This window comes from Sphingomonas sp. Leaf17 (assembly GCF_001421505.1).
In the GTDB taxonomy this organism is placed as follows: Bacteria; Pseudomonadota; Alphaproteobacteria; order Sphingomonadales; family Sphingomonadaceae; genus Sphingomonas.
Genome location: NZ_LMKL01000008.1, coordinates 94,058 through 119,290 on the forward strand (window position 1 = coordinate 94,058; position 25,233 = coordinate 119,290).

Annotated in this window: 16 protein-coding genes and 1 tRNA gene; 8 read left to right on the plus strand and 9 right to left on the minus strand. The window is 67.8% G+C overall.

Features of this window, described 5'->3' with window-relative positions:
• Positions 1-96 precede the first annotated feature (96 nt).
• The 4 genes from ASE75_RS12570 to ASE75_RS12585 all read left to right on the plus strand — a co-directional run bounded on the left by ASE75_RS12570 (position 97) and on the right by ASE75_RS12585 (position 6,012).
• On the plus strand, positions 97-498 hold the full coding sequence (locus ASE75_RS12570) for a DUF2147 domain-containing protein (protein WP_055934091.1): 402 nt from the start codon (positions 97-99) through the stop codon (positions 496-498).
• A 131-nt stretch (positions 499-629) separates the two neighbouring features.
• Positions 630-2,306: an MFS transporter gene (locus ASE75_RS12575; protein ID WP_055934093.1), complete on the plus strand. Its 1,677-nt coding sequence runs from the start codon at positions 630-632 to the stop codon at positions 2,304-2,306.
• An 89-nt stretch (positions 2,307-2,395) separates the two neighbouring features.
• A complete protein-coding gene (gene galA / locus ASE75_RS12580; protein ID WP_055934094.1) occupies positions 2,396-4,855 on the plus strand; it encodes a beta-galactosidase GalA in 2,460 nt (819 codons plus the stop codon).
• Positions 4,856-4,869: 14 nt separating this feature from the next.
• Positions 4,870-6,012: a glycoside hydrolase family 53 protein gene (locus ASE75_RS12585; RefSeq protein ID WP_055934517.1), complete on the plus strand. Its 1,143-nt coding sequence runs from the start codon at positions 4,870-4,872 to the stop codon at positions 6,010-6,012.
• 9 nt (positions 6,013-6,021) lie between these two features.
• Here the strand turns inward: ASE75_RS12585 and ASE75_RS12590 are convergent, their stop codons facing one another.
• The gene (locus ASE75_RS12590) at positions 6,022-7,512 is read right to left on the minus strand and encodes a CehA/McbA family metallohydrolase (RefSeq protein WP_055934095.1); all 1,491 of its coding nucleotides are present in this window, start codon (positions 7,510-7,512) and stop codon (positions 6,022-6,024) included.
• A gap of 39 nt (positions 7,513-7,551) precedes the next feature.
• On the minus strand, positions 7,552-10,353 hold the full coding sequence (locus ASE75_RS12595) for a TonB-dependent receptor (protein ID WP_055934098.1): 2,802 nt from the start codon (positions 10,351-10,353) through the stop codon (positions 7,552-7,554).
• A 332-nt stretch (positions 10,354-10,685) separates the two neighbouring features.
• On the opposite strand from ASE75_RS12595, the gene ASE75_RS12600 reads away from it, so the two are divergent.
• Positions 10,686-11,747, plus strand: coding sequence for an SDR family oxidoreductase (locus ASE75_RS12600; RefSeq protein WP_055934100.1), 1,062 nt, complete (start codon positions 10,686-10,688; stop codon positions 11,745-11,747).
• 118 nt (positions 11,748-11,865) lie between these two features.
• On the opposite strand, the gene ASE75_RS12605 is transcribed toward ASE75_RS12600, so the two are convergent.
• From ASE75_RS12605 to ASE75_RS12615, 3 genes are read right to left on the minus strand one after another with little or no spacing between them, the layout of a single operon-like run.
• Entirely contained in the window at positions 11,866-12,498 is a 633-nt protein-coding gene (locus tag ASE75_RS12605; protein ID WP_055934102.1) for a 2-dehydro-3-deoxy-6-phosphogalactonate aldolase, read from the minus strand.
• Positions 12,495-13,367 (minus strand): 2-dehydro-3-deoxygalactonokinase, encoded by an 873-nt coding sequence (locus ASE75_RS12610; protein ID WP_055934104.1) that lies wholly within the window; start codon positions 13,365-13,367, stop codon positions 12,495-12,497. Before ASE75_RS12610 ends, ASE75_RS12605 begins: the two co-directional genes overlap by 4 nt.
• A complete protein-coding gene (locus tag ASE75_RS12615) occupies positions 13,358-14,953 on the minus strand; it encodes a sodium/sugar symporter (RefSeq protein WP_055934106.1) in 1,596 nt (531 codons plus the stop codon). Before ASE75_RS12615 ends, ASE75_RS12610 begins: the two co-directional genes overlap by 10 nt.
• A gap of 220 nt (positions 14,954-15,173) precedes the next feature.
• On the opposite strand from ASE75_RS12615, the gene ASE75_RS12620 reads away from it, so the two are divergent.
• A complete protein-coding gene (locus tag ASE75_RS12620) occupies positions 15,174-15,830 on the plus strand; it encodes a FadR/GntR family transcriptional regulator (protein WP_055934519.1) in 657 nt (218 codons plus the stop codon).
• Between the two features lie 60 nt (positions 15,831-15,890).
• A tRNA-Gly gene (locus ASE75_RS12625) sits at positions 15,891-15,964 on the plus strand.
• 266 nt (positions 15,965-16,230) lie between these two features.
• Here the strand turns inward: ASE75_RS12625 and ASE75_RS12630 are convergent.
• The 4 genes from ASE75_RS12630 to ASE75_RS12645 are packed head-to-tail and all read right to left on the minus strand — an operon-like array spanning position 16,231 to position 21,722.
• Positions 16,231-17,772, minus strand: coding sequence for a tetratricopeptide repeat-containing sulfotransferase family protein (locus ASE75_RS12630; RefSeq protein WP_055934108.1), 1,542 nt, complete (start codon positions 17,770-17,772; stop codon positions 16,231-16,233).
• Positions 17,760-18,644 (minus strand): hypothetical protein, encoded by an 885-nt coding sequence (locus ASE75_RS12635; RefSeq protein WP_055934110.1) that lies wholly within the window; start codon positions 18,642-18,644, stop codon positions 17,760-17,762. The genes ASE75_RS12630 and ASE75_RS12635 overlap by 13 nt, the downstream gene beginning before the upstream one ends.
• Positions 18,641-20,158: a tryptophan halogenase family protein gene (locus ASE75_RS12640; RefSeq protein ID WP_082463965.1), complete on the minus strand. Its 1,518-nt coding sequence runs from the start codon at positions 20,156-20,158 to the stop codon at positions 18,641-18,643. Before ASE75_RS12640 ends, ASE75_RS12635 begins: the two co-directional genes overlap by 4 nt.
• On the minus strand, positions 20,151-21,722 hold the full coding sequence (locus ASE75_RS12645; RefSeq protein ID WP_055934112.1) for a right-handed parallel beta-helix repeat-containing protein: 1,572 nt from the start codon (positions 21,720-21,722) through the stop codon (positions 20,151-20,153). The genes ASE75_RS12640 and ASE75_RS12645 overlap by 8 nt, the downstream gene beginning before the upstream one ends.
• A 356-nt stretch (positions 21,723-22,078) precedes the next feature.
• Between ASE75_RS12645 and ASE75_RS12650 the strand changes: the two genes are divergently transcribed.
• Complete coding sequence (locus ASE75_RS12650; protein WP_055934113.1) at positions 22,079-25,111, plus strand: TonB-dependent receptor; 3,033 nt, start codon at positions 22,079-22,081, stop codon at positions 25,109-25,111.
• Positions 25,112-25,233: the final 122 nt, after the last annotated feature.

The following is a 25,233-nucleotide window of genomic DNA, read 5'->3' on the forward strand; positions in this document are numbered from 1 at the left end:
CCCTGACGCCAAGCCGCGACCGCCGCAACCCCGTGCTTCATGCCGCGTTCAACCGGGGCGGCCCATCGGCCGACCGAACGATACTGGAGACCGACGATGCGCGCGCAAACCCTTGTCCTTGCCTTGATCGCCGCCGCCATCGCGGCTCCCGCCACTGCCGGTGCGCCGGCCGGCGTGTGGGCCAATCCGTCGAACAGCGTCCACGTCACCTTCAAGCGGTGCGGCGACGACGTCATGTGCGGACGGGTGATCTGGGCCAGCGAGAAGGCCAAGGCGGATGCCGAACGCGGCAGCGGCGAACGATTGATCGGCACCGAGATGTTCCGCGACTTCGTCGAGGAGGCACCGGGCGAGTGGCGCGGCGAGGTCTATATCCCCGATATCGACAAGACGCTGTCCGGCACCATCACGCGTATTGATGCCCGCACGCTGCGTGGCGAAGGGTGCCTGTTTGGCAGCCTGGGGTGCCAGTCGCAGACGTGGAAGCGCGTGAAATAGGCCTGGTCGCGCCCGACAGCCGTCGTATCATCTCCTCTGGTCCGACAATTGCGACTTGGTAAGCGCGACCGGATCGGCCATCGTCCGCCCCGAATGACGATCGACGATGGATCGCGGGTGGGAGAAGCACGATGGATCAGCGAGACACGGGATCGGTGGCTGCCGTGCCGACGGGCGGGCATGTCGGGCAGAACTCTCCGCTGATCGTCATCGCGTCGTCGCTGGGCGCCGTGTTCGAATGGTATGATTTCTACCTGTACGGCCTGCTGGCGACGATCATCACCGCACAGTTTTTCTCGGGCGTGAACGAGACGACCGGGTTCATCTTCGCGCTGGCGGCCTTCGCGGCCGGCTTTGCGGTGCGGCCGTTCGGGGCGCTGGTGTTCGGGCGGATCGGCGATCTGGTCGGGCGCAAGAACACCTTCCTCGTCACCATGGCGATCATGGGCCTGTCGACCTTCTGCGTCGGCCTGCTGCCAAGCTATGCGACCGCCGGGGTCGCCGCGCCGATCATGCTGGTGCTGCTCCGGCTGTTGCAGGGGCTGGCGCTGGGCGGCGAATATGGCGGGGCGGCGACCTATGTGGCCGAACACGCGCCGGACCGGAAGCGGGGCCTGTTCACCAGCTTCATCCAGACGACGGCCTCGCTGGGACTGTTCGCCGCGCTGCTGATCGTCATCGGTGTCCGGTCGCTGGTCGGCGAAGCCGCGTTCGCCGCCTGGGGCTGGCGCATCCCGTTCATCGTGTCGATCGTGCTGCTGGCGGTGTCGCTGTGGATCCGCATGCAGTTGAACGAAAGCCCGGTCTTCCAGAAGATGAAGGAGGAGGGCAAGACTTCCAAAGCCCCGCTGACCGAGGCGTTCGGCCAGTGGAGCAACCTGAAGATCGTGCTGATCGCGCTGTTCGGCGCGGTCGTCGGGCAAGGCGTGGTGTTCTACACCAGCCAGTTCTACGCGCTGTTCTTCCTGGAAAAGAACCTGCGCGTCGATGGCGCGACCACCAACGTGCTGATCGCCATCGCCCTGCTGATCGCGACGCCGGCGTTCATCCTGTTCGGCTGGCTGTCCGACCGGATCGGGCGCAAATGGATCATCCTGACCGGCTGCGCGCTGGCGGCGCTGACCTATATGCCGCTGTTCCATGCGCTGTCCAAGGCGGCGAACCCGGCCCTGTACGCGGCACAGGCGGCGTCGCCCGTCACCGTCGTGGCGAACCCGGCGGAATGTTCGGTGCAGTTCGACCCCGTCGGCAAGAACAGGTTCGACAGCACGTCGTGCGACATCGCCAAGGCGTATCTGGCGAAGGCGGGTATCGCCTATACCAACGTCGCCGCGCCCGTCGGCACACTGGCGCAGGTCCGCATCGGCGGCATGACGATTCCGGTCGTAAACCCGGCCACCGTCACCGGCGCGGACCGGGCGGCGGCGATCAGGACGTTCGGCGCTGATGTAAAGACCGCGCTGACCGCCGTCGGCTATCCGGACAAGGCCGATCCGGCGCAGATCAACAAGCCCGTCGTCGTGCTGATCCTCGTCATCCTCGTGCTGTATGTGACGATGGTCTACGGGCCGATCGCGGCGCTGCTGGTCGAGCTGTTTCCGACGCGGATCCGCTATACGTCGATGTCGCTGCCCTATCATATCGGCAATGGCTGGTTCGGCGGCTTCCTGCCGACCATTGCGTTCGCCATGGTCGCGGCGACGGGGGATATCTATTACGGGCTGTGGTATCCGATCGTCGCCTGTGCGGTGACCGCGCTGGTCGGCCTGGTGCTGCTGCCCGAGACGTTCAGGCGGTCGCTGCATTGATCGTGGAGGGTAACGAGGCGTCCATTTCTCCTCGCGTCCGGCTTCACTCTGTTTTATCGGACAAATAAAACAGGAGAGTGACCTTGAGTATGACGATCACGCGCCGTGGCGCGATCGCGGTGGGTGGTGGCGTACTGGCGACGGCGACGACGGGTCTGCCGGCCATCGCGCAAGCCGCCGCCCCCTCCCCCCGGCTTCGCGAACGCCTGCGCAACTGGCGTTTTCATCTGGGCCATGCCGCCGATCTGGAGCGTGACTTCGGCTTCGGCCGCAATCAGCGGACCTTTGCCAAGGCGGGCGCGGCGACAGCCGACGCCGCCATGACCGCGTTCGACGATTCCGGATGGGCACCGGTGCAGGTGCCACACGACTGGGCGGTCGCCCTGCCCTTCGCACCCCCGGCAACGCCAGCGCCGAAGGACAGCGAGGACGCGGTCGCGGCACACGGGTTCAAGGCGATCGGCCGCGCGCATCCGGCCAACAGCATCGGCTGGTATCGCTGCCCGATCGCGGTCACCGCCGCCGACAGGGGGCGTCGCCTGTGGCTGGAGTTCGACGGGGTCTTTCGCGACTGCATCGTGTTCGTGAACGGACATATCGTCGGCCGGAACGAGAGCGGCTATGCGCCGTTCCGCGTCGGAATCGACGATTTCCTCGACTATGACGGCGGCGGCAACATGCTGGCGGTCCGCGTCGATGCGACTTTGGGTGAGGGCTGGTTCTACGAGGGTGCGGGGATTTACCGCCATGTCGACCTCGTCCGCGCCGACGCCGTCCACATCCCGCAATGGGGCAGCGTAGTTCGCAGCGCGGTCACGGCCGCCGGCGCGACGCTCTCCGTCGATACCGACGTCGTCAACAGCAGCGACGCGACGGTCACCGGCACGATCCGTCAGTGGATCGCAGGGCTGGACGGCGCGCGGCGCGCGACGCTGCCCGACACGCCCTTCACCCTGGCCGGCGGCGAGCAGCGGACGCTGGCGCAGAGCACGCAGCTTGCCGCCCCCCGGCTCTGGTCGGTGGCGACACCCGACCTTTACACGCTCCATGCCGACATCGTCGTCGGCGGCCGGACGGTGGATCACCACAGAACCAGCTTCGGTATCCGCACCGTCGCGTTCGATGCGACGCGCGGGTTCCTGCTGAACGGGCAGCCGGTCAAATTGCTCGGCACCTGCAACCATCAGGATCATGCCGGTGTCGGCACCGCGATCCCCGACGCGCTGCACGGCTGGCGCGTGGAGCAGTTGCAGGCGATGGGATCGAACGCCTGGCGCAGCGCGCACAACCCGCCCGCCACCGCGCTGCTCGACCTGTGCGATGCCAAGGGCATGCTGATGATCGTCGAGGCGCGGCTGAACAGCAGCGACGACGAGGCGATGGACCAGCTTGACCGCATCCTGCGCCGCGACCGCAATCACCCCTCCGTCATCGCGTGGTCGCTGGGCAACGAGGAACCGCAGCAGGGAACGGCGCGCGGCGCGCGGGTGACGGCGGCGATGCAGGGCCATGTCCGCCGGCTCGACCCGACCCGCCCGACGACCTTCGCGTTCGACAACAGCTGGGACAGGGGCGCGGCGCAGGTGGTCGATGCGGTCGGCTTCAACTACCGCACCGACAAGATCGACGCGTTTCACGCGGCCAACCCGCAAGTGCCCGTCTATGGCTCCGAAACCGGCAGCACGGTCGCGACGCGCGGGGCCTATGCCAACGACGCGGCCGCGCATGTCGTGCGGGCCTACGACACCGAACATCCGTGGTGGGCGTCGACGGCCGAAAGCTGGTGGAGCATCGCCGCGACCCGGCCCTATATCGCCGGCGGGTTCATCTGGACCGGGTTCGACTATCGCGGCGAGCCGACGCCCTATGCGCAGTTTCCCAGCATATCGAGCTATTTCGGCGTCCTCGACACCTGCGGCTTCCCCAAGGACAATTATTATTACTACCGCGCGTGGTGGCGGCCCGACGAACCGCTGGTCCACCTGTTGCCGCACTGGAATTGGCCGGGACGCGAGGGCCAGCCGATAGAAGTCTGGGTCCACGGCAATTGCGAGACGGTCGAGCTGCTGCTGAACGGCCGGTCGCTCGGGCGCAAGGCCATGCCGCGCAACGGCCATCTGGCGTGGAGCGTGCCCTATGCCCCCGGCCGGATCGAGGCGCGCGGGTATAACGGCGGACGCCGCGTGGCGCAGGCGGCGCGCGAAACCGCCGGCCACGCCGCCGCCGTCCGCCTGACCGCCGACCGCCGCAACCCGAAGCCGGGTGAGGTAGTGATGCTGCGCGCCGAGGTGGTCGACGCGCGCGGTCGCCCGGTGCCCGATGCCGCCGACCTGCTGCGCTTTTCGGCAAGCGGCGACGCGGCGATCATTGGCGTCGGCAACGGCAACCCGACCAGCCTTGAGGCGGACGTGGCCAGCGAACGCCGTGCGTTTCACGGGCTGGCGCAGGCGATCCTGCGTATCGGCGACCGTCCCGGCCCGGTCCTGGCCGGCGTCACCGCGACGGGCTTGGCCGGCGACACCCTGCGGCTGATGAGCCTGCCGCGATGACCAAAGGATCGACCATGCCCGCCCGCCGCGCGCTCGCCCTGACGTTCGCCCTGCCACTCGCGATATTCGCGGCCAGTCCGGCACTCGCCGGGCCGCTGGCGGCTAAACCTGTGGGTGGCCTCTATCTCGGGGCCGACCTGTCCTACGTCAACGAGATGGAGGATTGCGGCGCGGTCTATCGCAGCGGCGGCACGCCGGTCGATCCGTTCACGCTGATGCACGCGAAGGGCGGCAACATCGTCCGTGTGCGCCTCTGGAACAACCCGACCTGGACGCGATACAGCAACCTCGCCGACGTCACGAAGACCATCCGCCGGGCAAAGGCGGCGGGGATGCAGGTGCTGCTCGACTTCCATTATTCCGACGACTGGGCTGATGGCGAGAAACAGATCGCTCCGGCCGCGTGGGCAAAGCTCGACACGGCGGCGCAGGCGCGTGCGCTGCACGACTATACCCGCGACGTGCTGACCGGCCTCGACAAGGCCGGGCTGATGCCGGAGATGGTGCAGGTCGGCAACGAGACCAACCCCGAGGTCATGGGCGGGGTGAAGGACCGGTCGATCGACTGGGTGCGCAATGCGACGCTGCTGAACGCCGGTATCCGCGCGGTGCGCGCGGTCGGGCGGACCGCGTCGATCAACCCGCGCGTCATGCTGCACATCGCCCAGCCTGAGCATGTCGCGCCGTGGTTCGACGCGGCGGCGAAGGCAGGCGTGCGCGATTTCGACGTGATCGGAATCAGCTATTACCGCAAATGGTCGACCCGCACCGTGGCCCAGCTTGGCGAGACGATCGCGCTGGCCAAGGCACGCTACAAGGCCGACGTGATGGTGGTCGAAACCGCCTATCCCTTCAGCCCGGTCGGCGAGGATGCGGCCCCCGACCTGCTGGGCGCGGATTCGCTGCTGCCGGGCTATCCGGCCACGCCGGAGGGTCAGCGCGACTATCTCGTCGACCTGACGCAGACGGTGGTCGATGCGGGCGGCATCGGCGTGGTGTATTGGGAACCGGCGTGGGTCTCGACCCGCTGCAAGACGCGCTGGGGCACCGGATCCAACTGGGAAAACGCCGCGTGGTTCGCCTTGAAGCAGCATGAGGCGCTGCCGGCGTTCGATTTCCTGTCCCGACGCTACACCCCGCGCAAACCGGCGCGCTGACGCGCCCGGTCAACGGACATAGATCGGGTTTCCGATCAGCCAGAATCGTCCGTCGGGGCGGCGGACATCGACGCGAAACCACTGTTTCGCGCCTTTGGGCAACGCCAGCGGCACGTCCGCCCGGTCGCCCGCGACCGGCACGTCGGCCAGCACGCGTCCGTCGACCACCAGCGACACGCGGCCACCGGCGACCCCCTCGACATGGGCGACCGCCGCAATCGCTCCGCCCCCGCGCGGCAGGACGCCACCCATCACGGCCCGGCGCCCCCCGCGCGTCGCGGTCAGATCGAGGATCCGGCCGCGCCCCTCGTCGAGATCGACGAACACCCGACCCGACTTCAATCCGCGCAGGATCGACCCTTGCGACAGATCGTCGGCGCGGATCACGGTCGCCAGGCTGCCGATCGCCGCCTGTGCGCCGATCGGCGAGTTCCCGCGATACTGGATCGCATCGTGATTGTCCGATCCCGCCACCCCGACCAGCCGATAGCCGCGCTGCAACAGCCCCTCCCAATAGCGCACCTGCTTCACGACCGCCGCCTCACGGTCGCCCGGCGTCTCGATCGTGCTGCCGCCATTGACCACCTCGATCGCGTCGACATTCGCATAGTCGGTGTCGCGCGGCGCCCAGCCGCACCCCAAGCAATCCTCGCCGGTCGGCCGCGACGGGTGGTTGATCGTCAGGAATCCGCCGGTCGCATGCGCGCCGGCCAGCAGGGCGTTCACCGTCTCCGCCCCCGGCCGGCCGATGTCGGTTTCGACCGCGCCCATATAGCCGAGCAGATTGGCGTGGCCGTCACGCGTGGTCAACTCGCGCCCCGGCACCAGCAGCAGCGTGTCGAAATGCGGTTGCAGATAGCCCATGTCGACGAAGTGCGACGTCACATTATGGTCGGTCAGCGCCACGAAATCGAGACCGTGGGCCGCCGCCTCCTGAAACGTGTAGAAGGGCGGGCATCCCGCCTCGCGCCCGGCATAGCTGCGACAGCGCGCGTCGCTCTGGCCGCTGTGGCTGTGCAAATCGCCGCGATACCAGCCGGGACCGGCGCGGATCGGGGCCGGCGCGAACGCCACCTCATCCAGGTTCGACGCCTTCGAAAACCAGATGCGTGCCGACCACGCGGCGGCGTCGCCATCGCGAATGGCCGGCACGGTCATCATCAGCCGCCAGCGCCCGGCCGGAATCGGGCCGGGCAGGAACGAGGGCGTGGCGAATGCCTCGCCGATCGCGAAGGCGTATTTGGTGCCCCCGCCCCATCCGCGAAACCGCTGCGGATCGGCGACACCCAGCGTGATCGTCACGCCGCGCTTGCGTCCTTCATACTGGAAATCCACCCGGACCAGCGCGGTGCCCGCGGGCACCGCAAAGTCCAGGTCGCGGGTCGTGGCGCGGTCGGTGCCGCGGACGATGCCGTTCAGCACCACATCCGCCGGACGATCGGCCGCCACGGCGGGCACACCCGCCAGTAGCAGCCAGATCAACATTGCCCACCGCGCCATGCCCCGCTCCCCGTAATCTTCTTCGTTACATTTTCCCCGTTACATTTTCATCGTCAGGCTGAACTGGAAGACGCGTCCGGTCTTCATGTAGCCGCCGTTGCGATCGTTGGAGATATAGGTCTTTTCCTTGCCGACCGTCGCCCAGTAGGTGTGCTGGTCGAGGACGTTGCGCGCGGAGAACCCGACTTCCAGATTGTCGGTCACCTGGAACGCCAGGCCAAGGTTCAGCTCGCTGATCGGCTGGACATAGATATCCGGCTGGCTGTCCTGCACGGCGGCGAGGATGCGCCCGGTGTGGTTGTACCAGACAGTACCCCGCACACCGCCGCTCGCATAGAAGACCTCCGCATTGTAGATCAGGTCCGGTGCCTGCGGCAGGCTGCTGGTACGGATGTCGGTGGCCGAGATCTGATAGGTGGCGCTGGTGTTCTGATAGGTGACGTTGCCGCCGACCCCAAAATTGCCCAGCATGCCGCCGCCGACCAGATCGCCGAGCGTGAAGCGGCCCGACACTTCGACGCCCTTGGCATTGCCGCTGCGACCATTGGCCGGTTGCAGGGTCGTGACGCTGCCGGTGGTGGTGCTGACGCTGCGGGTGCCGGTCGGCACGACGATGTTCTTCAGATCCTTGTAGTACAGCGCGACCTGCAGATACCGACCGACGCCGGCATAATATTCGAGGCCGGCGTCATAGCTCCAGGCCTCGACCGGCTTCAGGTTCGGATTGGGCTGGGTGATGATGACCGACCCGTCGCTGGCCGGCTCGCTGATGCGGGTCGGACCGGCGATCTGGTCGAACGCCGGACGCGCATAGCTAGACCGTACCGCGCCACGCACGACGAACCGGTCGTCCGGCTTCCACGCCGCCAGCAGGCTGGGATCGACATGGTCGTAGTCGCGTCCGGCGGTCACGAAATTGCCACCGGTGCCGGTTGCGTTGGCGACGAAATACTGCGCGCGGAAACTGTTGTCCTCATACCGGATGCCCGGCATCACCTCCAGCGCGCCGAACCGCAGCGTCGCGGTGGCATACGCCGCCTTGCGCTTCTCGGTCCCCTGCAGCAGCCCCTGATTGATGACCGTCGGCGACACCGCGCCCACGTTCACATACTGGCTGACCTGTGCGTTCAGCTGGCTGCGCTCCAGCACCTTGATCCCGCGCGCCGGATAATAGTCGAGGAAGTCCTTCAGGACGTAGCCGAGATACTGGTTGATCGTCGGTCCCTGCACGCTGCCCGCCTGCAACGGCGTCAGGAAGCGATAGCGCGTGACGTCGGGTGCCAGCGTCCGGCCCTTGCGGTCCGAATCCTCGTACAGCCCCCCGACCGTCGCATCGGCCAGAACGCCCTCGCCTTTCCAGCCGACACTGCCCCGGACGGTCTTCTTAGTTTCCGACAGATAGTCGTATCCCTGCTGGACATAGAGCTGCGTCGGCCGGTCGAGCGACGAGACATAGGCGGTCGCGCCCGTCGACAGCACGGGACGCGGCGACTTGGGGTTCGACAGGTCGACGATCACCCCTTCGCTGGATGCGCCGGTGTTGTTGGTGCCGCCATTATAGGCGACGCCGCGGAACGCCGCCTCGATCCGGCGTGGCTGGTCGAACCGGCCATCGGCATAGGCCCCCTCCAGCGAGGCGGTGAAATCGTTCCAGTGCGCCTTGCCGCCGACCTGCGCCGAGAACAGCTCCTGCTCGACATCCTCGGTCCGGAAATAGCTGGCCGGGTTGATGCCAAGCGGCGTGAACACGCCGGCTGCGTTATAGGCCTGGGTCGTGCCGCCGGTGCTGAGCGTACGAACCGGGTTCGTGTTGACCTGACCGCGCGTCAGCTCGTTGCGAAGCGCCGTCTGGTTCATCGTGTTGGTGTTCAGATACGTCGCGTAATTGACGCGTGCGAACACTTCCACGGGATCGCTGCGGAAATCGAGCGAGCCGGTCACGCCGTACCGCTTGATCTCGTTGTTGTAGAAGTTCCACTGGACGCCGTCCGCCGACAGCGCGTTGCCGTTGGCGCGTGCGGTGCCGACGTTGAAGTTGGTCGTCCGGTAATCATTCTGGACCGCGGTTGATTCAGCGGCGTTGGCACGCTCCTCGTAATAGGCGCCAACGTACACGCCGAACTGGCGATCCGACCCGAACCGCCGTGCCATGTCGATGCCGATCGCACCGCCAAACGCCTTCTGGTCACGGTCGAGCGCCAGCCCGGCCAGCTGACCGAGCACACGCCCCCGCGTGAAGTCGGCGCTGAAATCGAACGCGGTCGGGGTGCGCAGGTCGACGATGCCCGCGATCGAATCCGAATCCTTAGCGGCACCCGGCGTCTTGTCCGCCGCGATCCCGCCGATCGCGAAGGGCGAGAACAGGTTCAGCGAAATCGCCCGCGAACTGCCCGCCACCTGCGGCAGGCGCAGGCCGTCCAGCGTGTAGGCGTTGTAGCTGGTGTCGAAGCCGCGGATCGAGACGAACTGCGCCTCGCCGGTCGCGCTCTGGTTGCGGCCCTGGTCGCGGCTGACCGAGATGCCCGGCAACGCCTTGGCCAGATCGGCGACACCGGTCTGCGAATTGATCGCGACGTCGCCGGTGGTGACGATGTCGATGGTGGCGATTGCGTCGCGCTCCTCGTTCAGCGCGGTGCGCTGACGCCGGCCGTTGACGACGATATCCTCGGTCAGCGATTCGCTGGCGGTCTGCGCGGGATCGGTGATTGGTTCGGCCTGCGCCTGCGTCGCGCCATTCGTCTGCGACCCGACGCTCTGCGCCGCTGCCGACGTTGCGGTTACCGTCACCGCGACCGCGATCGCGCCCGACAACAGGATACGCCTGTCCGATTGATATGCCATATTTGCCCCCTTTGGATCGTCCCGTGCGTCTGATCGATGCATCGAAGCCCGCCGGGTAGGAGTGGTCTTGGTCAGTTTTAAGTCAATTTGGCTTCATTAATATGTTATACCGTCAACATGCTGATCGTGATTGATATTTTTCCGTAAGTTCATGTCCGGCGAATGCGAGTCCGACCGCCATCCACCGTTTTCAAGACCAATACCGATCCAATGCCGACGGAATCACAGCGCCGAGCAGGATCGGCCCATCGACGTCGCCAGCGGCCCCGCCACTGGTGCAGCCGCCTGTCGGTACCTAGCTAAGGGCCGGGAACGACGACAAAGGATCAGGCATGGCCGCAACGGCATTGGTAGTGGGCGCAAGCGGCATCGTCGGCAGCGCGACAGCGGGGTTGCTCGTCGAGCAGGGCTGGACCGTCCATGGTCTGGCGCGCAGGCCGGTCGATCAGGCGGGCGTCACGCCGGTCGTCGCCGATCTGCAGGATGTCGCCGGCACCGCCGCCGCCCTTTCGGGGCTGCGCCCCGACGCCGTCTTCATCACCACATGGCTGCGACAGGATACCGAGGCCGAGAATATCCGCGTCAATGCGGCCATGGTCCGCAATCTGCTCGATGGCCTGCGCCCCGGGGGCAGCACGACCCATGTCGCGCTGGTGACCGGCCTGAAGCATTATCTCGGGCCGTTCGAGGCGTATGGCAAAGGCACCCTGCCCCAGACGCCGTTCCGCGAGGAGCAGCCCCGCCTCGACGTCGAGAACTTCTATTACGCGCAGGAGGACGAAGTGTTTGCCGCCGCCGCGCGCGACGGCTTCGGCTGGAGCGTCCACCGGCCGCACACCGTCATCGGCAAGGCGGTCGGCAACGCGATGAACATGGGCACCACGCTGGCCGCCTATGCCACGCTGTGCCGCGAGACCGAACGGCCTTTCCGCTTCCCCGGATCGGCGGCGCAGTGGAACGGGCTGACCGACATGACCGACGCGCGGCAACTGGCCCGGCACCTGCTGTGGGCGGCGACCACACCGGCGGCACGCGACGAGGCGTTCAACGTGGTGAACGGCGACGTCTTCCGCTGGAGCTGGATGTGGGGGCGGATTGCCGAATGGTTCGGGATCGAGGCCGAACCGTTCGACGGCGTGGTCCGGCCGCTGGAGGAGCAGATGGCGGACGACGCCGATGTCTGGCGAGAGCTTGCGGAGAAGCATGATCTGGTCGAACCGGACCTGTCGCGCCTTGCCTCGCCCTGGCACACCGATGCCGACCTGGGTCGGCCGATCGAGGTCGTGACCGACATGTCGAAAAGCCGCCGGATGGGCTTCACCGCCTATCAGCCGACCGACGACGCGTTCTTCGACCTGTTCGCGCAATTGCGGGCGGACCGGCTGATTCCGTAAGCGGCCTCTGCGTTCCCCGGCGAAGGCCGGGGTCCAGTTGGGTTAACGCTGGCGGATAATCACTTCGGCCACCCCAGCTGGATCCCGGCCTTCGCCGGGGAACGGACAAGCACCACCCTCACCCGGCCGCCAGCGCCGCCACGAACGCCTTCGCCCGCGCGCCCACGTCCGCCGCTGTCATCCCCGGCGCATACAGCGCGGAGCCAAGTCCGAACCCGGCCGCGCCGACCGCCAGCCACGGCCCCATGCCGTCGACGTTCACGCCACCGACCGGCAACACGCGCGTATCCTTCGGCAACACCGCGCGCATCGCCTTCAAGACGACCGGGCTGGCGGCCTCGGCGGGGAACAGCTTCAGCGCCGCCGCCCCGGCCTCCAGCGCGGCGAACGCCTCGGTCGGGGTGGCGATACCCGGCATCGCGACATAGCCCCGTGCCGCCGCCGCCGCGATCACCGCCGTGTTCGCATTGGGCGAAATGATGAGCGTGCCGCCCGCCGCGCCGACCGCGTCGACGTCCTCGACACGCAGCACCGTGCCGGCCCCGATGACCGCGCGGCCGGCCAGCGCCTTGGCGAGCCGGGCGATACTGTCGAGCGGCTGCGGCGAGTTCATCGGCACTTCGATGATCGTGAAGCCGGCGTCGACCAGCGCCTCGCCGATCGCCACGACCTCGTCCGGCTTCACGCCGCGCAGGATGGCGACAAGCGGGCAGCGGGCGAACGCCGCGTCGAAGGTTTCGCGGTGGGTCATGCGGACAACTCCCGGATATGCGTGATGCCGGCGACGAACGCGTCCTCGCTGGCGGTGACGATCGCCCGGCCACCCAGCGTTTCGATCGCGGTGGCATAGAGCGTGGCGAGATCGCCATCGGCGACCAGATGGACATCGCGGGCACCGCCCTCAAGCCGCGCGGCAAAGTCGCTGCCGATCACGACCCCGCTGGCGTAGGAGGCGGCATCGGCATCGTCGCGCAGGCCCAGCACGCTCGACGCGCGGATCCCGAACAGGCTGGCGGTCAGGTCGCGCCGCGCACCCTCGCGCACCCCCTCCACGAACGCATCGCCAGCCGCGACGGCTGCACCAAGCTGCGGTGCCAGCACGCCGTGCGCGCGGACCAGCGCGAACAACTCGCCCGTCATCGCCGTCGTAAACCGTGCGATCCGCCCGCCAGCCAGCTCCACCCATTTGCAATGCGTGCCCGGCTGACACAGCAGCGCGTCGGCCGGCACCCGTCCCGCCAGCGCTGCCCCCAGCAACTGCACCTCTTCGCCGCGCATGACGTCACCGCGCGACCCGTCAACGAACGACAGGCCTGGCACGATCGCGGTCCGGTCGTCGATCCACGTCAGCCCGGCGGCGATATCGGCGATCCCGGCCGGCACCACGACATAGGGCGCGACCGTCCAGCCGATCGTCGATCCGACCATGCCGGCCATCAGCACCGGCAGGTCGCCCAGCCGATCGCGCAGGCCCGCAATCTCGGCTGGATAGTCCCCCGCCGCCATCGCCGACACGCCCAGCGGACTGCGCTCGACCGCCGCGATCCGCCCGTCCTCGATCCGGTAAGCCCGCCGGTTGGTCGTGCCCCAGTCGACTGCAATGAACGGACTCACCACCATGTGGCGTACAGCGCGATCAGGATCAGGATCACGCCGATACCGGCGATGTTGAAGCCGTTCGACGTCTCGAACCGCACCCCGTCCATCTTGATGCGGTTGGCGTCCCCGCGGCCCTTGACCAGCAGCGACAGCACGATCGCCAGCCCAAGGCTGAGCAGGAACACGATCCCCATCCGGTCCATGAACGGGATTTCCGGCGCCACGACCCGGAACAGGTAGGACAGCACGACCGACGCCACCGCCGCCCCGATCGCGCCGGCTTCCGTCGCCCGCTTCCAGAACAGGCCCAGCAGGAAGATGACCGTGATGCCCGGCGTGAAGAAGCCGGAAAACTCCTGGATGAACTGGAACGCCTGGTCCGCCCCGCCCAGCAGCGGCCGGGCGGCAAGGATAGCGATCACAATCGCGACGCTGGCCGCGATCCGCCCGACGCTCACCAGCTTGCGCTCGTGCAGGCGGTCGCCGTCACGGTCCTCGGCGGCGGTGCGGATGCCTTTGCGCTTCGCATACAGATCCAGCGTGAAGATCGTCGCGATCGAATTGATCTTGGACGCGGTCGACGCGACGATCGCCGCGATCAGCGCCGCGAACACCAGCCCCAGCAGACCCGGCGGCAGCAGGCGCATCATCGTCGGATACGCCTCGTCCGGCTTGGCCAGATCGGGTGCGAGCACCACCGCGGCGATGCCGGGCACGACGATCACCAGCGGCATCAGCAGCTTCAGGAACGCCGCGAACACGATGCCCTTCTGCGCCTCCGGCAGCGACTTGGCCGCCAGCGCGCGCTGGATGATATACTGGTTGAACCCCCAATAGCTGAGGTTCGCGATCCACATGCCACCGATCAGCACCGACAGGCCCGGCAGATCCTTGTAGAACGGATTGTCACGGGTCAGGATCATGTCAAACTTTTCGGGCGCGCGCCGCGTCAGCTCGGCAAAGCCGCCCAGCACGCCGCCATCGCCGCCGATCTCGCTCAGCGTCAGGTACGAAATCGTCAGGCCGCCCAGCACCAGCAACGTGACCTGAACGATGTCGGTCAGCGCGACGGCCTTCAGCCCGCCCTTGATCTGGTACAGCAGCGCGAACAGGCCAAGCGCGACCAGCGCCACGTCCTGGTTGACGCCCGCCACCTTGGCGACCGCGATCGACCCCAGCCAGATGATCGAGGTCAGGTTCACGAAGACGTAGAGCGCGAGCCAGAACACTGCCATCAGCGTGCGGATCGACGGGCCGTAGCGCTCCTGGAGGAACTGCGGCATCGTGTAGATCTCGTTGCGCAGGAAGATCGGCAGGAAATATTTGCCGACGATCAGCAGCGTCAGCGCCGCCATCCACTCATATGACGCGATCGCCAGACCGATCTGATACCCCGACCCCGCCATGCCGACGATCTGTTCGGCCGATATGTTGGCCGCGATCAGCGACGCGCCAATCGCCCACCACGGCAGCGATTTGGACGCGAGGAAGTAATCCGAGCTGTCCTTGCTCTCGCCGCCCTTGTCGCGACTGACCCATTGCGCCAGCGCAAAGATGCCGATGGCGTACGCCACCACCACCACGATATCGATCGTCGACAAGGTCATACCTGGTTTCCCCTCCGCGCACCATCGGTGTCGCGCCACGTTATTATCCGATAATTTCCGCCTGATGCCATAGCCTGATGACAGCGGCTAGTCAGTACGTCACAAGCGATGCATGATCGACACGACCATGGCCGAAAACGAGAGCGACGCCGACGCGCCCGGCAACACCGCCGACATCGTGCTCCGCCGCTCCGAAACCGGGCGCAACCTGACACAGGGCATGCTCGAATCGCTGGGCCGGGCGATCGTCATCGGCCGGTACGACACGCATCCCTTCCCGACGGAGGCGGACCTGGCCCTCACCTATGGCGTCAGCCGGTCGGTGACGCGCGAAGCGGTGAAGATGCTGACCGCCAAGGGGCTGGTCAGCGCCCGGCCGCGTCAGGGCACCATCGTCCGGCCGGCGCGCGACTGGAACCTGATCGACCCCGACGTGCTGCGCTGGCTGCTCGAACGCAAGTTCTCGGTCGATCTCCTGCGCCATTTCAACGAACTGCGCGTCGCGATCGAGCCGGAGGCGGCGGCGCTCGCCGCGCGCTATCACGACCCCGCCGATCTGGTCGGCATCGACGCCGGCCTCGCGGCGATGCGCGCGGCCGACCGGGGCGACGACGACGTGCTCGACGCCGACATCGCCTTCCACGTCGCGATCCTGCTCGCCTCGCGCAACCCGTTCTACGCGCAGTTGCGCAGCGTGGTCGAAACGGCGCTGCGCACCTCGATCCTGTTCACCAACCGGATCGAGGGACGCTCGGCCAATGTCGACGCCCACGCCGCCGTCGCCGACGCCATCCGCGACGGCAACCCCGTCGCCGCCCATGCCGCGATGCGCCGCATCATCGGCGACGTCCTGACGCTGATGCCACCGGGCACCTGACACGCCCGCACGATCGACGTTGACGACCCCGCCCGGAACGTGGCAGTGGGCATGCCGAACGCGGGTGTAGCTCAATGGTAGAGCAGAAGCTTCCCAAGCTTACGACGAGGGTTCGATTCCCTTCACCCGCTCCACATTTGCGCTGAACCCACACAAATCCGCCATTCCGGCGTCCGGTCAAACCTTGCGCACCAAGCTGGCCAAACGACAGTATCATCCGCCCGCATAAGGTCCGCGCCGGCGATCGGACGGTACGTGGATGTGGCGTCGATGTCCTATCTGTGGCGATGCGGCGCGGGCTGGCATTACCGTCGCGGGTCGTTCCTGCGCGGATTGGCAAATTCTTCCACAACGGTCCGTCTGGCTACCGCAGATCCGGGCCGAGGCCGGGACCAACCACCTAATCGCGTGCGCGGTCGAGGATCGCGATGGCGTCCGCGAGGAACGGGCGGTAGCGCGCCGCGCGCGCGCGGTGCCCGCCGTGGATCGGCACGCGCACCTGTGCCGCGCTGGCCGATCCCGCCGGAGTGGGGTTACGGTCGATCGCGGTTACCCCGTCACGCCACGGCAGTCCGCAGAAGTCGAGCAGCGCGCGTGCCGTCGCTTCCGGATGATCGACGATCGCGTCCAGATCGACGGCATGGATCGACGCGGGATGGCGCGCGATCGACCGCGCGCGCATCCGCTCCGCCGCCGCCACGAAACGCGCGGTATCGGCCAGCGTCAGCGTATAGTCGTAGCTGCCCGACTGATATTCGAACATCTGCCGGTAATTGCCCGCTACCGTGTCGATCGGGTCGCGGTGGACCCACAGGATGCGCGCGGCGGGCAGCGCGGCGAGGATGGCATCGACCAGCAGGAAATTGAGCGGCAGCTTGTCGACATGGCGCACCGCAGCGGGGGCCAGCGCGGCGGCCTGCCGCAGATATTCCGTACCGATCGCCGCCATCGGCAATCGTGCCCAGTGATGTTCCAGCGCGGCGGCGTCGACCAGTTGCGACGCGCCGCTGCCCGTCACGCGGCGCAGCAGCGCGGGCATCGCCTGGCTCTCGCCCATGCCGAACACGCCCGCGCAGTTCGACAGGATGCGTTCGACCACCGTGGTCCCCGATCGCGGCATGCCGACGATGAAGATCGCCCGGTCGCCCCCCGCCCCGCGCTGCGTCGGCGCGGGCAGACGGGCAAGGGCGTCGAACATCGCCCGATCGTCGTGCAGCGGGCGTGGCAGCCGCGCCAGCAACCGGTCCTTGCCCCGGTGCAGTGCGGCGAACGCCCCGGCAAGATCGCCCAGCCCCTCGCGCTCGCGTGCCAGCGCGTGGTGCAGCACCAAATGTTCGGCGGGGGACGGCGACCGGGCGATCGCGGCCTCGATCGGCGCGACAAGGTTGTCGTGCGGCGCGGCGGGGCTGATCTCGCTCAGCATCGCCAGCGCGCGGGTGGATTGCGGATCAATGCGCAACGCGGCGCGGCACGCCGCCCGTGCATCGTCGATCGCGCCGCACAACGTCAGCACCGCCGCCAGATTGGCCAGCAGCCGGGGATCATCGGGCCGCGCGGCGCTGGCCCGGCGCAGCATCGCGGCGCTGGCGGCATAGTCGTTCAGGCCGTGATAGACGACGCCGATCAGGTCGAGCGCCTCGGCATCGTCGCCCGGCAGCGCGCCGGCGTGCCGCGCCGCGTCACGCGCCAGATCGACGTTTCCCGCGCGCAACGCGGCATAGGCGTGCTGTGCCGCGCAGCGCAGGTCGCCGGGGGCCAGCGCCGCCGCGCGCTGCGCCAGCGCCAGCGCATCGGCAAATCCATGCCGTTCGTCGGCGATGCGCGACAGGATCAGCAAGGCATCGGCCGAAGGGGCATGGCGCAGCATCGCGGTGGCATGATGCAGCGCTCCGTCCATATCGCCCGCGATCCAGCAGCGTTCGGCCTCGGTCATGCGCCGCATGTCCGCCAGTGGCGGGCGGGCGGCACGATGCCGCAGGCGAGCAGCAGCGAATGCCACGCCGCGCCGGGCAGCGGATCGTCCTCGGCATGGGTCAGCCGCCCGTTCGCGGCGAACAGCGCGATCCGCCGCGTCAGACGTGCCGATCCGGCGGGCGGTGCTTCCCCGGCCGCCCGCGCGCGCAACACGGCAGCATCGTCATACCAGCCTCGCAGCGAGGTCAGTCGCCGGACATATTCCCCGGCCAGTGCGGGCGCGGGCCAGGCCGACGGGAATAACTGAAGCAACTGGCTTACACCCTTTTGCGCCAGCGCCGCTGCATCGAGCGTGTCGTCCGCCCCGCCGATGCGCACGCGCCGCCCGTCCCATGCCGCCGCGCCGGCGCCCGCCGTATCGACGATCAGGTCGGCGGCGGCAATCTCGTCCCCCGAAGACCGCGCTTCCACCGCGCCCATCGCCAGCGCATGGCCGCGCAACACCCCGGCCAGCACGGCGCGCGAACAGCGCAGGCCGGGCTGGCCGTCGCGCCGCCACGCCGCTTCCAGCGCGGCGGCATGATCGGCGGCCAGCGTCGGCCCAGCTCCCGGCGGGGTCGCAAAGGCACCGCCCGGCGCGCCGCCGGCCGGGACAAAGGCGATCGTGCTGCCATCCGGCCCCGCCACCCGGTTTCCCCAGTACGGCGTCCCCGGCGGATCGGCGATGCCGAGCAGCCCCAGAAAGCGCACGAAGCCCGCATCGGTCACGATGCCGCCGGTTTCCGGCCGGTCGTGCGCGATCACGCTCACCCGCCGCGTCGACTGGAACGCGCGCAGGATCGCGGCGGCGGCCAGCCATCCGCCCACCCCGTCGCCGACGATCGCGATCCGCCCGATCATCGCGCCGCGCCCACGATCGCCGCCACCGTCTCGGCATGGCCGGCATAGCGCGCCACCCAGTCCCGCGTCGCCGCGCGCGCCGCCGCGATCGCCGACCGCGCCCAGTCTTCGGGCACTGCGTCGAGCCGCGGGTCGTGGCCGCGCGGCACGATTCCCTGTCCGATCAGCACCGCGCGCCAGCTCACCTCGTTGAAGAAACGCTGATGCTGCCACAGGACGCCGTGGTTCTCGAACAGCGCCAGTCGCGCGGACAGGCTGTCGGGAGGCGGCATCCCCCGGCGCGCGCGCCAGAAGGCGCTGTCATCGCGCGTCGTCGCCGAATAATGCAGCACGAGGAAGTCGCGGATCTGCGCAAACTCGTCCAGCATCACCCGGTTATATTCGTCGCGCAGCGGCCCAGCCCCCTGCCGGCCGGGAAACAGGTCGAGCAGCAGCAGCGCGCCCTTTTGCGCCAGATAGATGCTGGTCGATTCCAGCGGTTCGAGAAACCCGGCCGCCAGCCCCAGCGCCACGACATTGCCGTCCCACACCCGGTCACGATGCCCGGTGCGGAACGGGATAACGCGCGGATCGGCGAGCGGCGGCCCGTCCATCGCAGCGAGCAGCGCGTCCGCCGCCGCGGTGTCGTCGAGAAACGCCGAGCAATAGACATGGCCGTTGCCGGTGCGATGCTGAAGCGGGATGCGCCAGCGCCAGCCCGCCACATCGGCGGTCGATCGGGTAAACGGGACCAGCTCGCCCAGCCGCGCGCACGGTGCTGCGACTGCGCGGTCGCACGGCAGCCAGTGGCTCCAGTCCACGAAGCGATTGTCCGGCGCATCGCCGATCAGCAGGCCACGAAACCCCGAACAGTCGAGGAACAGGTCGCCCGCGATCGCCCGCCCGTCGTCGCACAGCACCGCCTCGACCATGCCGTCCGCCGGTGCGCGGCGGATGCCCGCGACCCGCCCCGTCACCCGCACCACGCCGCGTGCGACGGCATGGTCGCGCAGCAACGGGGCATAGCGCCCGGCATCGAAGTGATAGGCATAGTCGGCCCGCTCGACCATCGCCGGATCGGGCGGCGACGCATCGACCACCCGCCCCGTCGCCGCCGCGACCGCACCGGGCGACAGCGCCGCCAGATCGTCCGCCGTCATCTGTCCGCGCACCAGATGATGGTGCGGATCGACCCCGCCGATCCGCCGCACCGTCTCGCCGAAGGGATGGAAATAGCGCGCGCCGCGCCGGTGCCAGTCGTCGAACCGGATGCCCAGCTTGATCGTCGCGCCGGTGTTCGCGACGAATCGCGCCTCGTCCAGCCCGATCGCGGCGTTGAACCCGCGAATGTGCGGGATCGTCGCCTCGCCCACCCCGATCGTCGGAATGTCGGGCGTCTCGACCAGCGTGACGTGCAGATGCCCCATCCCCGGCGCGGTGGCGAGCGCGGCGGCGGCGGACCATCCCGTGGTACCACCCCCGACGATCACGACCCGGCGCACCGCATCGGGCAATGGCGACGCCGCCTCAGCCATTGCGCCCCGGCGTGGCGGCAAGGGCGAACGGGACGGGCACGGCCAGCACCGGCTCTGCCCCGAACTGATCGCGCATCAACGCCAGCAGCCACGCCCGGTGGCGCGCCATGAACGCATCGAGCGCGGTGGCATCGGTCGCGCGCAGCGCCGGCGGCGTCCAGTCGCGCGGCGGCAGCGGCAGCGGCGCGAGGCGGCCCGGCGCACCCGCCACCCCGACATGCGTGCCGATCAACCGGTTGCCGCTCAGCGTGATGTCGCGCGCCGGTCCCCATCCGGGGGCAAGGACATAGGTGCCGCGATCGATATCGCGCTCCACCTGATGCCCGTACAGCGCGCGCCCACGCGACACGAACAGGTTGTCGACGAACGCCGCGCGCGACGACCATCCGTCCCAGTCGGTGGCCAGCACCAGTTGCACCTCGGCCCCCGCCGGGGTGTAGACCGCGTTGCGCTCCACCAGCACGTCGTCCGCACCCGACAGGGCGAAGGTCCGCGTCCGGTCGTCGTGGCTGATATTATGGCGGACGATCGTACCGCTGTTGCCGATATTCTCCTGCGGATCGCGCCGCACCGGCGTGCACAGCAGCATGAAGCCGCCCTCGTTCCCGTGGCTGTAATTGTACAGGAATGTCGTGCCGCGCGAATTATAGTCGCTGTCATACCCCTGGCCGTCGCGGGTGCCGTGCGTATCGGCGACGTCGTTGAGCTGGATCAGCGTGTTGTCGGTGCTCCACTGCCACAACCCGGCATTATACCCCGGCGCGCGGCGCGCCGCCGATCGCACGACATTGTGCTCGACCAGCGCGCCGTCGGTCGCCCATGGCGTGATCCCGTCGCCGCTCATGTCCTCCAGGTAATTGTCGCGGATCACCACGGCGATGCTGGGGAACCAGCGCGCACGGTTCAACTGGTCGCTCGACGCGACGATGCCGGACCGGTCGACATGGCGGATCAGGTTGCGTTCGATCACCAGCCCCGCGAACCGGCTCGGCACCCGCGCGCCGACGGTTTCGAACACGATGCCGCCGGTGTCCTTGTGATCGTTCGATCCGTTGACGTCGTGGATGAACATCCGGTCGACGCGGATGTCGCGCAGCGTGCCGATGTCATGCGCCAGGATCGACACCCCGCGCCGCTTCGCGCCGCCCCCGCTTGCGCCTTGGTTGGTCAGCTCCAGCCCCGACACCCGCACATGGCCGGCATTGACGATCGTCACCGCCGCGTCGGCAACCCCGCCTGCATCAATCCGTGGACGCGCGCCGCGGCCATAGGGGCGATAGACGATCGGGTGCTGCGCGGTGCCCGACCGGGTAACGCGCAACGGTTCGGTCCAGCGCGATCCGGCGCGCAGCAGCACGACCGTCCCCGGCGCGAGCGGGCGTGATCCGAGCGCGCGCAGCGTGCGCAGCGCGGTCGCGGGCGTGGCACCGTCGCGGCGATCGTCGCCACGCCGCGAATCGACATGCAGCACCGGCCCGGCCAGCGCCGGCAGCGGCGCGGCCAGCGCGAACAGCACGGGCAACAGCCATCCGATACGGGCAAGGCCGGTGTCCCACAGTCGCATCGCACACCCTCCCCACGTTCTTTTTGTCTTACTAATGGTTTTCACCAAGGGCGTACAGCGCCGCGCGGTGCCTTGTGTGGGCGGATAGGCACCCGGATCGGGCGACATGCCACCAGTCCCGCCGCGTCCATCGGCGATGTCCTTGTGTATAATAAATATTTTTGCGCCTCGGGCCTCCGGCGCAGCGCGTGGCTACCATCTGAAATCAAACGATTTTTGTATACGGGATATGATTGTGCAGCGTCTTGGCCAGGCCGGCCACCGGCGACCGGGGCAATTGACGGCCGTCCGTGTTTTTATCAGACAAATGAAATGCCAAGCACGCCCGAGCGATGCTGGCGCGAAAAACGGGGAGGATGACGATGCTGGAAGAGGCTTCCAAGGAGCGTAGCCGCGCGACCGGACTGCACCGCGCCAGGCTGCGCCTGCTGGGCGGGGTCATGGCCGGCATCGGCATGGCCGCCCTGCCCGGCGTCGCCGCCGCGCAAACCGCGCCCGATGCCGCTGCGCAACCGGCCGCCATCCCGCCGCAGGCCGAAATCCTGCCAGACGACACGCCCGCCGACGACATCGTCGTGACCGGCATCCGCGGCGCGATCATCCAGGGGCTGGAGAGCAAGCGCCGGTCCGACGTGATCGTCGAATCGATCAAGTCCGAGGAAATCGGCAAGTTCCCCGACAAGAACCTCGCCGAGGCGCTTCAGCGCGTCCCCGGCCTGTCGATCGACCGCGACGGCGGCGAGGGCCGTTTCGTGTCGATCCGCGGTCTCGGGCCGGGGTTCAACACCGTGCTGCTCAACGGCCGCCGCATCGCATCGGAAAACTACAACCGCTCGTTCAGCTTCGACACCATCTCGTCCGACCTGATCGGCGGCGTGAACGTCTACAAGACGCAGCAATCCTATATCCGTGAAGGCGGCGTGGGCGGCACCGTCGATGTGCGTACCGCGCGCCCGCTCGACCGGCCCGGCACACATGGCGCGTTCCGCCTCGAAGGGCTGTATGAGGAGAACAGCGGCAAGCTGACCCCGAACGGTTCGGCGCTGTTCTCCACCACGTTTCTCGACAACCGCGTCGGCATCCTGATGTCGTTCGCGCGACAGGAACGCCGCAACCGCACCTACACCACCGGCACGGGGTCGCTGCGCACCATCGGCGCGTTCACCGCATCGGATCCGGTCGCCTACCCCGCGCTGTTCGCCTATGACAATTTCGGCGTCAGTCCGGTGTACCGACCGCAGGAGTTCAACCGCAACCGCATCGACGAGCACCGCGTCCGCACCGGATACAGCGCGGCGGTGCAGCTTCGCCCGGTCGACGGGCTGGAGGTCAATCTCGATTACCTGCGTTCGGACTTCAACACCGACACGACGGTCAACAGCGTCAGCAACTGGCTGTACGCGGTCAATCCACCCAAATCGGCGGCGGGCGCGGTCGCGGGCAACGGCGCGGGCTTCACCGGCTTTGCCGACTATATCCGTAACCAGAGCCGGACCGAGGTCGACGAAAACGGCGTCGTGGTGAAGATGGACACCAACCCCAATGCCGGGTCGCAGGCGTTCAACGTCGAGCTCAACCGGCGGCCGACGCGCACGCAGATGGCCGGCGCCAACATCGCCTATGACATCGACGACAGCCTGCAACTGAAACTCGACGGGGCCTATTCGACCGCCAAACTGGACAATCCGGGGCTGAACCGGCGACGCAGCATGGAAATCGTCGGCGTCGGCAAATATTTCCTCGACGCCACCGGCGCGGTGCCGGCGATCACCGACATAGATCCCCGGCTCAACGCGTCCTACGACAACGCATCGCTGGTGCAGGTCCGTCAACAGTACAACACCGGCGATCTGATCGACGCCAAGAACTATGAATTCAGCGGCGAACTGAACTGGAAGATAAACCCCGACTTCAAGGTCCGGGTCGGCGCATTGCGCGAGACGGGCGAGAAATCGCTGGATCGCTATGCGACGGCCGATGCGCTGCAGCAGCAGGTATACCAGAATTCGGGCTACACGTTCCGCTCGGCGGCCGAACTCCGCTCGGTCACCAACGGCATCCTGTCGCCCGATCCGTCGCTGTTCGGCCAGGCGGCGGGGGCGAACAACGATACGTTCCTCATCAACGTCGACGCCTATGACCGCTATATGGCCGACCCCGCGAACCTCGCGCGATTGCGACAGATCATCGCTGGCCGCGCCGATGCGACCCAGCGCCTCGCCGCGATCGACGCCTTCATCGCCAACGGATCGAGCTATGCCGCCGTGCGGACCGGCGCATCGTCGAGGGTGAAGGAGACGGTGACGTCGGCCTATTTCGACGCCGATGGCGATTTCCGGCTGTTCGGCATGGAATCGCACATCACGGCGGGCGTGCGCTATACCCGGACCGACATCACCGCGTCAGGGTTCAGCCGGGTGCTGACCGGCTTCCGCAAGCCGATTCCCGCCCCCAATGGCCCGCCGCCCGATCCGCTGGCGCTGGAGGGGATCTTTGCGGCCGCCGACGGCCCGGGCGGGCTGACCGAACTGGCGTTGCGCAGCAAGTACGAGAACTTCCTGCCGTCGATGAACCTGAAGGTTCTCGTCACCGACGACCTCGTCTTCCGCTTCGCCGCCTCGCAGACGCTGACCCGCCCCGAACTCGACGAAGTGGCACCGCGGTTCAACTTCGGCGCGCTGAGCGAGGTCGGCAGTTTCGCCTCGACCAACAACACCGACCTGCGCCCGCTGGTGTCGACCAATCTGGACGCCTCGCTCGAATGGTATCCGGCGGCGGCCACCAGCTTCGCGGTCGACCTGTACCAGAAACAGATCGACGGGCTGATCGTCAGCGGCACCACGTCGGGACTGACGGTGCCGACCGTGCCGGCGGGGCCGTTCAACAATTTCACCATCTCGCGCCCGGTCAATGGCGGTGACGTGCGGCTGCGCGGGGCGACCTTCTCGGTCACGCATTCCTTTGCGTTCGGGGCGGGTATCCAGGCGAATTATACCATGGTCGGCAGCAACCGGCCATTCGACCCGGACAGCTATGACGCGACCAAGACCACGCTGCCCGGCGTCAGCGATTCGTTCAACGTCATCGGCTTCTACGAACGCGGTCCCATCGCCGCCCGCGTCGCCTACAACCGGCGCGGCGGCTTCTTGCGCAATCCAAGCTTCTGCGGCGGCATCTACTGCTCCGAACAGGAACCGGTATTCGCCAAATCATATGAACAGCTCGATGCCCGCCTCGGCTTCAACGTCCTGAAGAACGTGCAGGTCTATGCAGAAGGGATCAACCTGACCAAGTCCAGCCTCGCCCAGTCGGGACGCTACGACAATCTGTTCGTCAGCTTCGAGAACTTCGGCCGGCGCTTCACCTTCGGCGTCTCGGCACGCTTCTGACGAACCAGCAGGGTCGGGCGGCTTCCACCACCCGGTCCTGCCGCTCGATCCGGCCCGGCCGACCGGGCGGACAATGACGGACAACGACGCCCGCATGGTCGCGGACCATGCCGGTTGGCATG

Excerpts from the sequence above, each read along its gene's own strand:
- ASE75_RS12610 (WP_055934104.1), bottom strand. The coding sequence starts at position 13,367 with ATGGTGGTGAGTCCGTTCATTGCAGTCGACTGGGGCACGACCAACCGG.
- ASE75_RS12650 (WP_055934113.1), top strand. The coding sequence starts at position 22,079 with ATGACGATGCTGGAAGAGGCTTCCAAGGAGCGTAGCCGCGCGACCGGA.
- ASE75_RS12630 (WP_055934108.1), bottom strand. The coding sequence starts at position 17,772 with ATGCGGCGCATGACCGAGGCCGAACGCTGCTGGATCGCGGGCGATATG.
- ASE75_RS12640 (WP_082463965.1), bottom strand. The coding sequence starts at position 20,158 with ATGGCTGAGGCGGCGTCGCCATTGCCCGATGCGGTGCGCCGGGTCGTG.
- ASE75_RS12575 (WP_055934093.1), top strand. The coding sequence starts at position 630 with ATGGATCAGCGAGACACGGGATCGGTGGCTGCCGTGCCGACGGGCGGG.
- galA (WP_055934094.1), top strand. The coding sequence starts at position 2,396 with ATGACGATCACGCGCCGTGGCGCGATCGCGGTGGGTGGTGGCGTACTG.
- ASE75_RS12620 (WP_055934519.1), top strand. The coding sequence starts at position 15,174 with ATGCTCGAATCGCTGGGCCGGGCGATCGTCATCGGCCGGTACGACACG.
- ASE75_RS12585 (WP_055934517.1), top strand. The coding sequence starts at position 4,870 with ATGCCCGCCCGCCGCGCGCTCGCCCTGACGTTCGCCCTGCCACTCGCG.
- ASE75_RS12615 (WP_055934106.1), bottom strand. The coding sequence starts at position 14,953 with ATGACCTTGTCGACGATCGATATCGTGGTGGTGGTGGCGTACGCCATC.
- ASE75_RS12645 (WP_055934112.1), bottom strand. The coding sequence starts at position 21,722 with ATGCGACTGTGGGACACCGGCCTTGCCCGTATCGGATGGCTGTTGCCC.
- ASE75_RS12605 (WP_055934102.1), bottom strand. The coding sequence starts at position 12,498 with ATGACCCACCGCGAAACCTTCGACGCGGCGTTCGCCCGCTGCCCGCTT.
- ASE75_RS12595 (WP_055934098.1), bottom strand. The coding sequence starts at position 10,353 with ATGGCATATCAATCGGACAGGCGTATCCTGTTGTCGGGCGCGATCGCG.
- ASE75_RS12570 (WP_055934091.1), top strand. The coding sequence starts at position 97 with ATGCGCGCGCAAACCCTTGTCCTTGCCTTGATCGCCGCCGCCATCGCG.
- ASE75_RS12635 (WP_055934110.1), bottom strand. The coding sequence starts at position 18,644 with ATGATCGGGCGGATCGCGATCGTCGGCGACGGGGTGGGCGGATGGCTG.
- ASE75_RS12600 (WP_055934100.1), top strand. The coding sequence starts at position 10,686 with ATGGCCGCAACGGCATTGGTAGTGGGCGCAAGCGGCATCGTCGGCAGC.
- ASE75_RS12590 (WP_055934095.1), bottom strand. The coding sequence starts at position 7,512 with ATGGCGCGGTGGGCAATGTTGATCTGGCTGCTACTGGCGGGTGTGCCC.